The sequence below is a fragment of the Rhodococcus mengyinensis genome, assembly GCF_048381435.1.
GTDB lineage: Bacteria > Actinomycetota > Actinomycetes > Mycobacteriales > Mycobacteriaceae > Rhodococcus_F > Rhodococcus_F opacus_D.
In genome coordinates this window covers 1-14,982 of the sequence record NZ_JBLWIT010000125.1, presented here as the reverse complement: position 1 = coordinate 14,982, position 14,982 = coordinate 1, and the positions used below count along the sequence as shown (strand labels likewise).

Genomic DNA, 14,982 nt, shown 5'->3' with positions numbered 1-14,982 from the left:
TCAGGCTCGCAACCGGAATCCGCGAGGGGTGGGCGAGAAACCGGCCTCGGTCAGGATCGGCGCGAAGTCGCTGCCGTGGATGGTGTTGCCGTCGACCTTCTCGACCACGATCTTGTCGATCCCGCCGCGCTTGACCACGCCGGCGAGCGTGACCGCCGCGGTGCGGAGCACACCGGGGTCGTCGGTGAAGGTGAGGATCGTGCGCCCGCCGCGTTCGACGAACAGGATCAGTTCACCCTCCACGAGCACCACCAGGCCGCCGGCCTTGCGTCCCGGCCGGTGCGCGGGCGCATCGTCGCCGCGGTTCGGCCAGGGGAGAGCCGCCCCGTACGGGTTGGCGGGATCGCTGGCGGCGAGAGTCACGGCGGGCAGGGTGGTGTGCCTGCCCTCGAGCGAGTCGCCGTAGCTGCGGAGTCGGTCCACCACAGGCGGAGTGGAGAACTGTGCACCGCCGAGCGACTCGACGAAATGTCCGCGCCGGCAGCGGCCGTTGTCCTCGAACGTTCCCAGGACCTTGTACATCAGCGCGAATCCGCCGGGCACGTTCTCGGTCATCACGGACCCACGCGTCACCACCCCGTACCGCTCCAGCAGCAGTTCGGCGGTGGCGCTGGCACGCGCCGTGGCATCGGATTCGGCGGCGGGGAGTATCGACCACCGACCCCCGACCGTGGGCGGTGCGGTGCGCACCGGAACCGTCAGGCTGCGGTACGCGCGGGCCCGCGGGGGTCGTCGCGGCGACCGGTGGCTCGTGGTGGTCCTGGACGTGTCCGACAGCAGGGCGCGGACCGGGGCGAGCGTGTCGTTTCCGATGTGGCCCAGCCACACCAGATCCCACAACGCCGTGGCGAGTGCGGTGTCGTCGGACATCTCGAGGGTGTCCGCGAGTTGCCGGAAGAAGTACGCGCCGCCGCCGGACAGCGTGTCGAGCACCCGGCGCTGGATATCGGACAGGTCCGACTCCGCGGGCGCGGTCAGTGTGAGCGGTGCGGTGTCGGCGGGGTGGAGGCACACCCACCCGTCCTTCCCGGAGATGCTGCCCGCGCCCGACCACAGCACCTCGCCGGTGGAGGTGAGTTCGTCCAGCATGGCGGGGGAGTAGTCGGCCACCCGGGACGGCAGGATCAGTGACTCGAGTGCCGAGGCGGGCACCGGAACACCGGCGAGCTGTTCCACCACGGTCGCGACGCCGTCGATGCCGCGCAACGTGCCCCCCACATGCTGCCAACCCGGGAGGAAGCGGCCGAGCGTCGCGGTGCTGACCGGTTCGACCTCCTGACGCGCCGCGGCCAGCGAGCGCCTGCGGAGACGCCGCAGAACCTCGGCGTCGCACCACTCGCTCCCCGTCGCGCCGGGACGGAACTCGCCCTCGACCACCCGCTTGCCCTGCGCGAGCCGCTGCAGCACGTCGCGGGCCACCGCGGAACCGAGCCCGAAACGGGCGGCGGCGTCGGTGATCGTGAACGGACCGTGGGTGCGGGCGTACCGGCTGATCAGGTCGGCCAGCGGATCGTCGACGGGTTCGATGAACGCGGCGGGAACACCGATGGGCAGCGGCACCCCGAGCCCGTCGCGTAGGCGCGCCGCATCCTCGATGGCCGTCCACCATTCGCGACCGGCGAAGGAGACGGCGAGCGCCCGCCTCGCGCGGACGAGTTCGTCGAGCCAGGGGATGGGATCGCTGGTCGACCGTGCGGCGACCTCCTCGGAGGTGAGCGGACCCAGGAGGCGCAGCAGGTCGGCGACGCCCTCGAGATCCTTCGCCTTGCGGTCGGGAAGCAGACGTTGGAGTTCGAGTTCGGCGTGGGCGATGACGTCGGCGTCGAGCAGTTCGCGCAGTTCCACCCTGCCGAGCAGTTCAGCCAGCAGCGTCGAATCCAGGGACAGGGCCGCCGCCCGGCGTTCGGCGAGCGGGCTGTCGCCCTCGTACATGAACTCGCCGACGTAGTTGAACAGCAGCGCGCCGGCGAACGGTGACGGCGACTGCGTCTCCACCTCGACGATGCGGATCTGGCGACGCGCCAGCCGGCGGAGCAGGTCCTTCAGGGCCGGTAGGTCGTACACGTCCTGCAGGCACTCGCGGACGGTCTCGAGCAGGATAGGGAACGTCGGATACTTGCGGGCCACGTCGAGAAGCTGGGCGGACCGCTGCCGCTGCTGCCAGAGCGGTGCACGCTTTCCCGGTGTGCGGCGCGGCAGCAGCAGCGCCCGGGCCGCGCACTCACGGAACCGGGACGCGAACAGCGCCGACCCGCCGACCTGTTCGGTGACGATGTCCTCGATCTCGTCGGTGTCGAAGGCGAAGAGGTCGGCGCCCGGCGGGGTGTCCTCGGTGTCGGGAAGACGCACGATGATGCCGTCGTCGGACGCCGTCGCGTTCGAGTCGAGGCCGTACCGCTCGCTCAGCCGCGCACTCACGGCCAGCGCCCACGGTGCGTGAACGCGCTGGCCGTACGGCGAGTGCAGGATCAGGCGCCAGTCGCCGAGCTCGTCACGGAATCGTTCGACCACCAGGGTGCGGTCGGTGGGGACCTGCCCGGTGGCGGTCTTCTGCTCGGCGACGAGCTGAACGAGATTGTTCGTGGCGTTGTCGTCGAGCCCGCCGGTGCGGCAGCGTTCCTGCACCTCGGTCTCGTGCCCGAGTGAGATCTCCCGCAGGAATTGTCCCAGCGCCTCGCCCAGTTCCGCCGGCCTGCCGAGGCCGTCTCCGTGCCAGAACGGCAGCCGTCCCGGCTGCCCGTAGGCGGGGCTGACCAGCACCCGGTCGAACGTGATCTCCTCGATCCGCCAGCTGGTGGCCCCGAGTGCGAAGACGTCGCCGACCCGCGATTCGTACACCATCTCCTCGTCGAGTTCGCCGACGCGAGATGCCTTCTCGCCGACCATGTAGACCGTGAACAGACCGCGGTCGGGGATGGCGCCGCCGGACGTGACCGCCAGCCGCTGCGCGCCGGGGCGTCCCGTGAGTGTGTTGGCCTCGCGGTCCCAGACGAGGCGGGGCCTGAGCTCGGCGAACTCGTCGGACGGGTAGAGGCCCGCGAGAAGGTCGAGGGTGGACTCGTACGCCGAGCGCGGCAGCGTCGCGAAGGAACCGCTGCGCCGGACCGTCTCGAACCAGTCGTCCACGTCGAGCGGTTCGAGTGCGGTGGCCGCCACCGTGTGCTGGGCGAGGATGTCGAGCGGGTTGGCGGGGACGGCGAGCGCCTCGATCTTCCCGGTGACCATGCGCTCGACGGTGACGGCACAGTGCACGAGGTCGGTGCGGTGCTTCGGGAACACGACACCCCGGGAGATCTCCCCGACCTGGTGTCCGGCGCGGCCGACCCGTTGCAGGCCGTTCGCCACCGACGGTGGTGCCTCGACCTGGATCACCAGATCGACCGCGCCCATGTCGATTCCGAGTTCGAGGCTGCTCGTCGCGACCACGCATCGCAGTCGCCCCGACTTCAGGTCGTCCTCGATGAGGGCCCGCTGGTCCTTGCTGACCGATCCGTGGTGGGCGCGGGCGAGCAGGGGGTCCGCGCCGAAATTGACCTCGGACGGCGTGCCGATCTGCGAGGCCGGTTTCGGGTTCTTGTCGACGGCGGTCCCGGCGCGTTCGGCGTAGATCTCGTTGAGCCGAGCGGTCAGGCGCTCGGCGAGGCGCCGCGAGTTGGCGAACACGATGGACGACCGGTGCGCGAGGACGAGGTCGACGATCTGTTCCTCGACGTGCGGCCAGATCGACCCCGCCTGCGGGGTCGCCGACGCGGAACCCTCGGCGGGTTCGGCGAGGCCGAGTTCGGTCATGTCCTCGACCGGCACCTGCACGGTGAGGTCGAACGTCTTCGGCGACGGCGGTGCGACGATCCGGATGGGCGCCGAACCGGACAGGAACCGGCCGACCTCCTCGTGCGGGCGCACCGTCGCCGACAGCCCGATGCGCTGCGCCGGGGTGGCGAGAAGCTGGTCGAGGCGTTCGAGCGACAGGGCCAGGTGGGCGCCGCGCTTGGTGCCGGCCACCGCGTGCACCTCGTCGACGATGACCGTGTCGACCTGGGTCAGCGTCTCACGCGCGGCGGATGTGAGCATGAGGAACAGCGACTCGGGGGTGGTGATGAGGATGTCGGGCGGATTCTTGATCAGGGCGCGCCGGTCGCCTGCCGGTGTGTCGCCGGAGCGGACCCCCACCGAGATCTCCGGCGGCGAGAGCCCGAGCCGCTTGGCCGTCTGCGTGATCCCGACGAGCGGGGCGCGCAGGTTGCGTTCGACGTCGACACCCAGGGCCTTGAGCGGGGAAATGTAGAGGACCCTGGTCTTGCGGTCCTTTCCGTCGGTGGCGGCGAGTTGGTCGAGGGACCACAGGAACGCGGACAGCGTCTTGCCCGAACCGGTCGGGGCCACGACGAGCGTGTGCGCGCGGCTGGCGATCGACTCCCACGCACCGAGCTGCGCGGCCGTCGGCGCCGGGAAGGCGCCGTCGAACCACTCGCGGGTGGCAGCGGAAAACCTGCCCAGGACGTCGGTCACCGTTCCATAGTGCACCGGGGGTACGACAGGCAGCGGGAACATACCGTGCAGTCCACAATCCCGATCGGCGAATGTGTCAGTGTGGCGCAGTATTGTTCGCACATGAGTTCGACCGGGGGGTTGGCGGCAGATCAGGTGATGGAACACCTGACTGCGTTGGACGATGCCGTGTCAGGCCTGCTCGACGCAGACCTCGATGCTGTGTCGGATTCTGATGTGGTGCTGATCATGCAGCAGCTCGAGAAGTCCCTCCGCCGCGCCGGTGCAGTCTCGCTGCGGCTGATCGTCGAGTGTGCCGAACGCTCGTTACCCGCGACGCTCGGTTGCAACTCACTGAACAAGCTCCTGGTCGAGGTGCTGCGCGTGTCGGCGGCAGACGCGTCGGCACGGGTAGCGGCCGCCCGCCACCTCGGTCTGTTTCATACAACTTCGGGCGAGCAGATGGAGGCAGCGCTGCCGGAAACCGCATCCGCGCAACGGGATGGCGACATCGGTGCCGACCATGCACGCGTAATCCGGAAAATCATGCGAAAGATCCCGCATGCGGTCACCAACGCCGACGTCGCATTGGCTGAGTCGATCCTGGCGCAGTGTGCGAGAGGAGGTACGCCCGAAGATGTCGAGAGTGCCGGCCACCGCCTCCTCGCTCATCTCGATCCCGACGGAAACCTGGGTGACGATCGTGATCGCTCTCGGCGGCGTGGTGTTTCGTTGGGCCGTCAAGATTCCGAACTGATGTCGAAGATCTCCGGTGAGCTCGTCCCCACAGCGCGCGCTCCGCTCGACCCGGTTCTCGCGAAATGGGCTCGCCCCGGCATGAAGAACCCGGACGACCCGGAGTCACCGTCCGGCGACGCCGAGAATCCGTCGATCGACCGTGAAGCACTGGTAGCGGCAGCAGCGCGTGACACTCGCACTGCTGCTCAGAGAAACCATGACGCCCTCAGCGCGATATTCCGGGTCATGCTGGAATCCGGGATCTTGGGCCGGCATCGGGGTCTGCCCGTCACGGTGATCATCACCATGACCCTCGACCAACTCGAGAAGGCGGCGGGCGGCGTGACCACCACGGCCACCGGCGGACTCCTTCCCCTCGGCGACGCGTTGAAGCTCGCCGAGCGCGCCCACCCGGTGCTCGTTCTGTTCGACCACGACGGCCGGCCCCTGCATCTGGGACGGCGCCGACGAGTGGCAAGCGCGGATCAACGCCTCGCTCTCATCGCCGCCGAAGGCGGATACACACGACCTGGTTGCGCGGCCCCGGCCAGCATGTGCGCGGTGCACCACGTGCAGGAGTGGCGCAACGGCGGATACACCGACATCGACTCACTGACGCTCGCGTGCGATGCCTGCCACGCCCAGGTCCACGACGGGCCTACAGGCTGGGCGACCACCAGCCCGCCAGCCGGTGACACGTATGCGGGGCGCACCGAATGGATTCCACCACCGCACATCGACCCGGTCAGAAACCCACGAATCAATCACCGACATCACGCCGGTGAGCTGATCGCTCGCGCTCGTCGGAAAGCCCGCGACCGGGCACGAGCCGCGGGCGGAGTGCCCTCACCGTGCGCCGCCCCTCACACTGTCGTGAGTTCCGGCGTCGCCGGAACGAACGACGGCGACGGCAACTCGACGGTGGCGGGCTCGTGCTCGGAGACCACCACGTAGGCGCCCACAGCGAGCAGCGCCAGAGCAACTGCGCGGATCATCCTGAACACGTTGTCTCGCTTCGGTCGAAGGGGCGGTGTGTCACGGGTGTAGCCGTCAGACCGTAGACGAGGGCACCGACAGCTACGGTGGAGGGAGGAGTATTCGGAGCACGCCGCGATCGTCTGGTCTCGCGACGCCGACGTCGAGCGTCTTCGGCGACACCAAGCGTTCCGGCCGCTGGTCGCTCGCCGTGAAGACACTGGCCCTGCTCGTGTTCGGGGACGTGAAGCTCGACCTCCGGTCGGCCGTGATCGGCGCCCGCACGTCGACGATCACACTCGTCACACTGTTCGGTGACAGCACCGTCACCGTTCCGGAGGGCGTGCATGTCGAGGTGGGTGGTTTCGACCTCTTCGGCGACCGCGAACTCGACGCCGGTGCACAGGATCCCGGGCCTGGAGCCCCGACGATCCGCATCGTGTCGTACTCGCTGTTCGGTGATCTGCGGGTCCGCACCCGCTAGTCGCGGCCGAGGCGCTCCAGCAACGCCGACTTGATCGCCGGACGTCCCGCCGCGACGAGCGTGAAGGTGGCTTCACGCATCAGACGTTCGGCGGTGTTCCCGGCGAGCAGTGACGAGCTGCCCTTCGCTGTGACGAGGGCGGTGGCGGTGCGGATGGCGAGTTCCGAAGCGCGGGCCCGTGCTTCGGCGATCTCCGCCCGGCCTTCGAGGGCGGCGTTGAGGTCGAGTCGTGCCCGGGCGGCCTGCTCTTCGAACGGGTCGGCGTCGACGCCGAGAGCCTCCAGTTCGCTGATCGCCCGCCGGGTGATCCCCATAGCCATGCACCCGTTGATCCACGACCCGAACAGCTGGCTTTTCGCGAAATCCTCGGGGGAGACGACGGCACTCACCAGATCGCGTGGCACGGCGAGCCCGTCGAATTTCAACCGGACGGTGTTGGACCCGCGGGCCGCGATCAGCGGGAGTTCCTCGGCGGCGAGTCCCCGAAGTGGTTGTGCGGGAATGATGACGTGCACGATGGAGTCGTCGAATTCGTCGCGCGCCGACACCTGAAGCAGATCGACGATGCCCCAGCCGGTGACGAACGGCGACACCCCGTCGAGCACATAGCCGTCGTCGACGCTGCGTGCCCACAGCGTGGGCGGGACGGGAATCGCGCCGGCCAGGGCGACACCGGCCCGCACGGTGCCGTCGACGAGTCCGTCGAGATAGCGATCCTGCAGGGCAGTGTTCGGGGACGCGGCGAGACCGGCGACGACGCCGTGATGCTGCATCCACGTGAACGCCGTCGCGAGGCAACCACCGCACAACGTCTCCATCACGTCGACCAGCACCGACGGTGTCACACCTTCTTCGCCCGGTGCCGCGAGTCCGTAGAAGCCGTCGGCGGCGAGAGTCTCGAAGTGACTGTCGGGAATCTCGCCGTCGGCATCGACGCTGTCGGCCACCGGGAACAACACGTTCTCGGCAATCTCACGCGCCATCTCGGTCCAGTTGCTCACGCCCCGAGAGTAGCCGGTCGACGCCGCCGATCAGGTGAACTCCACCCCCTGCGCGAGCGGGAGTCGATCGGAGTAGTTGACGGTGTTCGTCGCGCGACGCATGTACGCCTTCCATGCGTCGGATCCGGACTCGCGTCCGCCGCCCGTCTCCTTCTCGCCGCCGAACGCCCCGCCGATCTCCGCACCCGACGTGCCGATGTTGACGTTCGCGATGCCGCAGTCGGAACCGTCTGCCGCAAGGAATCTCTCGGCCTCCCGCTGATCGGTGGTGAAGATCGACGACGAGAGGCCTTGGGGTACTTCGTTGTGCAACGCGATCGCCTGATCGAAGTCGTCGTAGGTGAGGACGTAGAGGATCGGTGCGAACGTTTCCTCCTGCACCACCGACGTCTGCGCGGGCATCCGGACGAGGGCGGGCGAGACGTAGTAGGCGGAGTCGCTACCTCCGCTGCGTTCGCCGCCGCAGACGACGGTCCCGCCGTCGGCGCGGGCCTTGTCCAACGCGGTCTGCATGGCCTCGAACGCGGAGCCGTTCACCAGCGGACCGACGAGGACGCCGTCGTCGAACGGATTCCCGACCTTTAACTGGCCGTACGCCGAAGAGATGCGCTGCACCAGTTCGTCGGCGACGGACGAGTGCACGATCAGCCGGCGCAGTGACGTGCAGCGCTGGCCCGCGGTGCCCGCGGCGGAGAAGACGATTCCCCGCACGGCAAGGTCGAGATCGGCGGACGGGGCCACCACCGCTGCGTTGTTGCCGCCCAGTTCGAGCAGGCATTTGCCGAACCGCGCGGCGACGCGCGGACCCACGGCGCGACCCATCCGCACCGACCCGGTGGCGCTGACCAGAGCCACGCGTGCATCGTCGACGAGACGCTCACCGACGTCCCCCGCGCCCTGGACCAGGGCATGGATCCCCGCGGGTGCACCGACGTCGCGGGCAGCGCGCGCCAGCAGTGCATCGCAGGCGATTGCGGTGAGCGGAGTCCGGTCCGACGGCTTCCACACCACCGTGTCGCCGCAGACCAGCGCGACGGCGGTGTTCCACGACCACACGGCCACGGGGAAGTTGAATGCGGAGATCACCCCGACGACTCCCAGCGGGTGCCACGTCTCCATCAGCCGGTGTCCCGGACGTTCCGACGCCATCGTCCTGCCGTACAACTGGCGTGACAGACCGACCGCGAATTCGCAGATGTCGATCATCTCCTGCACTTCGCCCTGCGCCTCGGACGGAATCTTGCCCGCCTCGAGGGTGACGAGTTCCGCCAGATCCGTCTTGTGTTCCGTCAGAAGCTGACCCAGGCGACGCACCACCGCGCCGCGCTGGGGTGCGGGGACGGTACGCCACTCGAGAAAGGCCTCGTGCGCCGCGGTGATCGCCCGGTCCACGTCGTCCGCGCTGCTCGCGGTCACCGTGCGCAGTTCGGTCCCGGTGATCGGGGTGCGCGCGACGAGCGGTCCACCGGCGTCGGTGATCTCGGCGCCGCACCGGATCAGTGCTTCCTCGGCGCGTCGGCACAACTCCTCGGGGGCGGGAAGGTTCACGATGCTGTCCTCTCTCGGGTTCGATCCTGCTGCTGTCGGTGGAGCGTGAACGGGTCGTGCACGGGCCGGCGGAGTGTCTCGGCGAGGCGCGGTCGGTGGGTGAAGTACGCCGGCGCCCTCGTCTCGCGTTCGGCTTCCGCGCCCGGGCAACGCGGGCGCGGAGCTCTGACGTTTCGACCATGAGGCACCTCCGCTGGGCTAGCCTGCGCTGGTGGTGGATTCTTTTCGTAGCGACGCACCCCATACTCCTCTCGACGACATCGATCGGGTACTGATGCAGGAGTTGGTGGCCGACGGCCGGGCGACTCTGGCGACACTCGCCGAGAAGGCGGGGCTGTCGATCTCCGCCGTGCAGTCCAGGGTGCGCAGGCTCGAGGCCCGCAAAGTGATCCGCGGGTATACCGCGAAGATCGATCCGGATGCGCTCGGGCACGGTCTGTCCGCATTCGTCGCGATCACCCCTCTCGATCCGTCGCAGCCCGACGATGCCCCCGCCCGGTTGCGGAACCTCCCCGCGATCGAAGCGTGTCACTCGGTCGCGGGGGAGGAGAGCTACGTGCTGCTGGTGCGCGTCGCCTCCCCACGGGAGCTGGAACACCTGCTGCAGGAGATCCGTGCCACCGCCAACGTACACACGCGCAGCACCATCATCTTGCAAACATTTTACGACAGGTGAGCTCTGTTCCGGATATGTTGCTGAATCGTCGCCGGTTCACAGGAATTTTGACGTAATCTCTCGGTATGAGCACAGCGATGCGATTTACCGGAGATGGGGGCGAGCTGCCGGCGAGCCAGGTGCACGACGTGCTGCGCGAGCGCATTCTGGTCGACGGTTTCGACCTGGTGCTCGACCTGGAACGCTCACGCGGTACGCATCTCGTCGACCAGCGGGACGGCACCAGCTATCTGGACATGTTCGGATTCTTCGCCTCGTCGGCGCTGGGGATGAACCATCCGGCGCTGGCCGAGGACGACGCCTTTCGCCGGGAACTGGCAGCGGCGGCGATCAACAAACCGAGCAACTCCGACATCTATACCGTCCCGATGGCACGGTTCGTCGAGACGTTCGCCCGGGTGCTGGGCGATCCCGCACTGCCGCATCTCTTCTTCATCGACGGTGGCGCACTCGCCGTCGAGAACGCTCTGAAGGTGGCGTTCGACTGGAAGAGCAGGCTCAACGAGAGCCGAGGCCTCGACCCGGCGCTCGGCACGAAGGTGCTCCATCTGACCGAGGCGTTCCACGGGCGCAGTGGATACACCATGTCGCTGACCAACACCGAGCCCGGCAAGGTGGCGCGGTACCCCAAGTTCGACTGGCCGCGCATCGACTCCCCATACCTCACGGACGGGCGGGACGTCGTGGAAGCCGAGCGCCACGCGCTGAACCAGGCGCGGCGCGCGTTCGCCGAGAACCCCTCGGACGTGGCGTGTTTCATCGCCGAACCGATCCAGGGTGAGGGCGGCGACCACCACTTCCGCCCGGAGTTCTTCCAGGCGATGGAGGCGCTCTGCCGGGAGAACGACGCCCTCTTCATATTCGACGAGGTGCAGACCGGGTGCGGTCTCACCGGCACCGCCTGGGCGTACCAGCAGTTGGGAGTGCACCCGGACGTCGTCGCGTTCGGCAAGAAGACTCAGGTCTGCGGCATCATGGCCGGCGGCCGGGTGGACGACATCCCCGACAACGTGTTCGCCGTGAGCTCCCGGATCAACTCCACCTGGGGTGGCAACCTCACCGACATGGTGCGGTCCCGCCGGATCCTCGAGATCGTAGAGGAGGACAGGCTCGTCGACCGAGCCCGGATGACCGGGGCGCATCTCCTCGAACGACTGCGGGAACTCGCACGCGCGAACGCCGAGGTGACCGAGCCGCGGGGACGCGGCCTCATGTGCGCCATCACGCTCCCCACCCCGCAGCGGCGGGACCGCGTCGTCGCCGACCTCAGGGACCGGGAGCGGGTGCTGATCCTGCCGACCGGCAAGCGCGGGATCAGGTTCCGCCCACCTCTGACGGTGACGACCGCCGAACTCGACGCCGCCGTGGATGCACTGGCCCGAGTGCTGGGCGGTACCGTCGACGCATGACGCCGATACCGCTCACGTCCGTGCCCAATCTGCGAGACGTCGGTGGCTACCGAACCCGGGACGGCGCGAAAGTACGCACCGGCGTGTACTTCCGTTCGACCGATCTCAGCCGGGTCACGGACACGGACATGCCGCTGCTCGACGGCCTCGGGATCCGGACGGTGTACGACCTGCGCACCGCGGACGAGCGTGACGCGGCACCCGACACACTCCCGGACGGGGCCCGCGCCGTCGCGTTGGACGTCCTGGCCGACAAGGGGATCCGGTCGATTCCCGCGCAGATGCTCCAGGTGATCGCCGACCCGATGATCGCCGAACGGGAACTCGGCGGCGGGCGCGCGATCGAATACTTCGAGGGCAGCTACCGCGACTTCGTCATGATGCCGAGCGCGGTCTCCTCGTACCGGGAGTTGTTCGGCGGCCTGGCCTCGAACGACAACACGCCTGCCCTCGTGCACTGCACCACCGGCAAGGACCGGACAGGATGGGCCACGGCGGCACTGCTGCTGCTCCTCGGAGTCAGCGAGGAAGACGTGTTCCACGACTACCTGCTGACCAACGAACTCCTGCTTCCGTCGTTCGCGGGCGTGTTCGAGAAGTTCGTCGACGCGGGTGGAGATCCGGCGTTGCTCGAGCCCGTGCTCGGAGTCCGCGAGCAGTATCTGGAGGTGTCCCTGGCCGTCATGCGGGAGCAGTACGGGACCGTCGAGCGGTACTTCTCCGACGGACTCGGCCTCGACGCCGGGGTTCAGACCCTGCTGCGGGAGCGCATGATCGCGGACTGAGCGGACAAGCCGAGCGCCACACCGACCATGTCGGCGCAGAGATCCCAGACCGATCCGTGCCGGCCGATCGGAAGCACGCCCTGCAGAATCTCGGTGATCACCGCGAACGCCGCGAGCCAGAGCACGGTGATCCGTGGCGTCAGGAGCGCATACCGCGAGGCGGCCGCCAGCGCCGCGAACAGCAGGGCGTGCACCACCTTGTCGGCATGCTCGGGACCCGACGGCGTCGCGGACGCCGGGGACAGCAGCATGACCAGTGCCAGCACGGTGAGGGCTGCCACCGGAACGGATCGCATACTCACCGCTGGACCGTCAACCCCAACGCTCCCTCCGCAAACCGTTGCACCGCATCCGATCCGCTCGCGAGCGCGTCTTCGTGGCCGGTGCGCGCCCAGCCGGTGAGGGTGGCGGAGTCCCCGGACGGAGTGAGCCCCACCTCGGCGAGCAGTTCGCCGGTGTTGGGCTGGCAGATCGCCCACGAATAGTGCTCGTCGCTCAGCCACTGCGCGGTGCGGCGGGCGACGTACTCGGGTTCGGTGATTCCACCGTCCGCGAGCGCCGGACGATCGTCGACCCGTTCGTCCGCCCGCAGCGCGCGCAGGTACCAGCCACCCGCATTGACCTCGACAGGTTCCACGTCAGCGGTCCCGGTCTCGGCGGCGATCCCGGCCGTGGCGGTCGTCGCGGGTGCCGAACAGGATGGCGCCGGCGGCAGGGATCATCAGGAAGAACAGCCAGCTGTTGTCGACAGGAACGACGAAGAACAGCACGAGAGCGACGAGCGGGATCACCGACATCACGATGCGACGCCAGTTCTGGTCGTTGTCGGCACCGGCCGATTCGGCTTTGGCGGGCGTGCCGACCGCGGTCGCGGGGAGGTCGGTGAACACTCGATCGAGCTCGCCGCGGGTGGTGGCATTCGTGACCGCGAGACTGCGCTCGTCGAATTCGGGGACCGTCAGACGGCCCGCCGCGAAATGTTCGCTCAACACGTTCAGGGCCTGCTCGCGTTCGGCAGTGCCGATGCGGATCTCGGGAACGTCAGACATGCGTACAGACTACTGTGAGTCCTTCTCGACCCCGGGGGCCGAGAAGGACTCACGAGTGGTGCAGGCGCCTATTTCAGTTCGGCGAGGACGGTGCCCTGGGTGATGGCGGCGCCGGGTTCGACGGCGAGGCCGGTGACGACGCCGGCCTTGTGGGCGTTGACGGGGTTTTCCATCTTCATGGCCTCGAGGACGGCGATGAGGTCGCCCTCGGCGACTTGTTGGCCTTCTTCGACGGCGACCTTGACGACGGTGCCCTGCATGGGGGCGGTGACGGCGTCACCGGAGGCGGCGCCGCCGTGAGCGCCGCCGCGGGTGCGGGCCTTGGGCTTCTTGCGGACCGCCCCGGCCGCGGCACCGGCGCCGGTGCCGAGGGTGAACTGGCCGGGCAGGGACACCTCGACGCGGCGGCCGCCGACCTCGACGACGACGTTCTGCCGGGGCCCGGTCTCGTCCTCGTCGATCGGCTGGGTGCCGGTGAACGGTTCGATCTGGTTGTCCCATTCGGTTTCGATCCACTTGGTGTAGACGTCGAATGAGGTGCCGTCGCCGATGAAGGCGGGGTCGGAGACGATGGCCCGGTGGAACGGGATGACCGTGGCCAGTCCTTCGACCTGGAATTCGGCGAGGGCGCGGCGGGCGCGGGCCAGGGCCTCGTCGCGGGTGGCGCCGGTGACGATGAGTTTGGCGAGCATGGAGTCGAACTGGCCGCCGATCACCGAGCCGGTTTCGACGCCGGAGTCCATCCGGACGCCGGGGCCGGTGGGGGGCACGAACTTGGTGACCGGGCCGGGGGCGGGCAGGAAGCCGCGGCCGGCGTCCTCGCCGTTGATGCGGAATTCGAAGGCGTGGCCGCGGGGGGTGGGGTCCTCGGTGAGGTCGAGGTGTTCGCCGTTGGCGATCTTGAACTGTTGCAGGACCAGGTCGATGCCGGCGGTTTCCTCGGTGACGGGGTGTTCGACCTGCAGGCGGGTGTTGACCTCGAGGAAGGAGACGGTGTCGCCCTGGACGAGGTATTCGACGGTGCCGGCGCCGTAGTAGCCGGCCTCTTTGCAGATGGCCTTGGCGGAGGTGTGGATGCGGTGGCGTTGGTCGTCGGTGAGGAACGGGGCGGGGGCCTCCTCGACGAGTTTCTGGAAGCGGCGTTGCAGGGAGCAGTCGCGGGTGCCGGCGACGATGACGTTGCCGTGCTGGTCGGCGATGACCTGGGCTTCGACGTGGCGGGCCTTGTCCAGATACTGTTCGACGAAGCATTCGCCGCGGCCGAACGCGGCGACGGCCTCGCGGGTGGCGGAGTCGAACAGTTCGGGGATTTCCTCGATGGTGTGGGCGACCTTCATGCCGCGCCCGCCCCCGCCGAACGCGGCCTTGATGGCGACGGGGACCCCGTATTCCTTGGCGAAGGCGACGACCTCGTCGGCGTTCTTGACGGGGTCCTTGGTGCCGGCGGCCATCGGGGCCTTGGCCTTTTCGGCGATGTGGCGGGCGGTGACCTTGTCGCCGAGGTCGCGGATCGATTGCGGGGAGGGGCCGATCCAGATCAGGCCGGCGTCGATCACGGCCTGCGCGAAGTCGGCGTTCTCGGAGAGGAAGCCGTAGCCGGGGTGGATGGCGTCGGCGCCGGACTTGGCGGCGGCGTCCAAAATTTTGTCGAACACCAGGTAGGACTCGGCGGAGGTCTGCCCGCCGAGGGCGAATGCTTCGTCGGCCAGGCGCACGAACGGGGCGTCGGCGTCGGGTTCGGCGTAGACGGCGACGCTGGCCAGGCCGGCATCGGCTGCGGCCCGGATCACCCGCACTGCAATCTCACCGCGGTTCGCGACGAGCACCTT

Annotated in this window: 12 protein-coding genes; 5 read left to right on the top strand and 7 right to left on the bottom strand. The window is 68.7% G+C overall.

Features of this window, described 5'->3' with window-relative positions:
• The gene (locus tag ACNJ7E_RS28440) at positions 1-4,509 is read right to left on the bottom strand and encodes an ATP-dependent helicase (protein WP_418341564.1); all 4,509 of its coding nucleotides are present in this window, start codon (positions 4,507-4,509) and stop codon (positions 1-3) included.
• 102 nt (positions 4,510-4,611) lie between these two features.
• Between ACNJ7E_RS28440 and ACNJ7E_RS28435 the strand changes: the two genes are divergently transcribed.
• The gene (locus ACNJ7E_RS28435; RefSeq protein ID WP_418341563.1) at positions 4,612-6,180 is read left to right on the top strand and encodes an HNH endonuclease signature motif containing protein; all 1,569 of its coding nucleotides are present in this window, start codon (positions 4,612-4,614) and stop codon (positions 6,178-6,180) included.
• A gap of 232 nt (positions 6,181-6,412) precedes the next feature.
• The gene (locus ACNJ7E_RS28430) at positions 6,413-6,685 is read left to right on the top strand and encodes a LiaF domain-containing protein (protein WP_280782721.1); all 273 of its coding nucleotides are present in this window, start codon (positions 6,413-6,415) and stop codon (positions 6,683-6,685) included.
• Here ACNJ7E_RS28430 and ACNJ7E_RS28425 read toward each other — a convergent pair.
• Positions 6,682-7,686 (bottom strand): acyl-CoA dehydrogenase family protein, encoded by a 1,005-nt coding sequence (locus ACNJ7E_RS28425; protein ID WP_418341562.1) that lies wholly within the window; start codon positions 7,684-7,686, stop codon positions 6,682-6,684. The two genes, ACNJ7E_RS28430 and ACNJ7E_RS28425, sit on opposite strands and share 4 nt — an antisense overlap.
• 30 nt (positions 7,687-7,716) lie before the next feature.
• Positions 7,717-9,234, bottom strand: a complete 1,518-nt coding sequence (gene amaB / locus ACNJ7E_RS28420) for an L-piperidine-6-carboxylate dehydrogenase (protein WP_280782723.1) — start codon at positions 9,232-9,234, stop codon at positions 7,717-7,719.
• Positions 9,235-9,445: 211 nt separating this feature from the next.
• On the opposite strand from amaB, the gene ACNJ7E_RS28415 reads away from it, so the two are divergent.
• From ACNJ7E_RS28415 to ACNJ7E_RS28405, 3 genes are all read left to right on the top strand, one after another.
• Positions 9,446-9,910, top strand: coding sequence for an Lrp/AsnC family transcriptional regulator (locus ACNJ7E_RS28415; protein WP_011598229.1), 465 nt, complete (start codon positions 9,446-9,448; stop codon positions 9,908-9,910).
• Positions 9,911-9,975: 65 nt separating this feature from the next.
• Entirely contained in the window at positions 9,976-11,319 is a 1,344-nt protein-coding gene (gene lat / locus ACNJ7E_RS28410; RefSeq protein ID WP_418341561.1) for an L-lysine 6-transaminase, read from the top strand.
• Positions 11,316-12,104 (top strand): tyrosine-protein phosphatase, encoded by a 789-nt coding sequence (locus ACNJ7E_RS28405; protein ID WP_280782725.1) that lies wholly within the window; start codon positions 11,316-11,318, stop codon positions 12,102-12,104. Before lat ends, ACNJ7E_RS28405 begins: the two co-directional genes overlap by 4 nt.
• Here ACNJ7E_RS28405 and ACNJ7E_RS28400 read toward each other — a convergent pair.
• The 4 genes from ACNJ7E_RS28400 to ACNJ7E_RS28385 form a co-directional block, all read right to left on the bottom strand.
• A complete protein-coding gene (locus tag ACNJ7E_RS28400) occupies positions 12,068-12,400 on the bottom strand; it encodes a VanZ family protein (protein WP_280782731.1) in 333 nt (110 codons plus the stop codon). The genes ACNJ7E_RS28405 and ACNJ7E_RS28400 overlap by 37 nt on opposite strands.
• A gap of 2 nt (positions 12,401-12,402) precedes the next feature.
• Positions 12,403-12,741 carry a hypothetical protein gene (locus ACNJ7E_RS28395; protein WP_418341560.1) on the bottom strand — a complete coding sequence of 113 codons (339 nt, stop codon included), beginning with the start codon at positions 12,739-12,741 and terminating at the stop codon, positions 12,403-12,405.
• A gap of 1 nt (position 12,742) precedes the next feature.
• Entirely contained in the window at positions 12,743-13,153 is a 411-nt protein-coding gene (locus tag ACNJ7E_RS28390) for a DUF1707 SHOCT-like domain-containing protein (RefSeq protein ID WP_105424003.1), read from the bottom strand.
• A gap of 68 nt (positions 13,154-13,221) precedes the next feature.
• The coding region (locus ACNJ7E_RS28385) for an acetyl/propionyl/methylcrotonyl-CoA carboxylase subunit alpha (RefSeq protein ID WP_418341288.1) at positions 13,222-14,982 on the bottom strand (1,761 nt) is incomplete at its 5' end.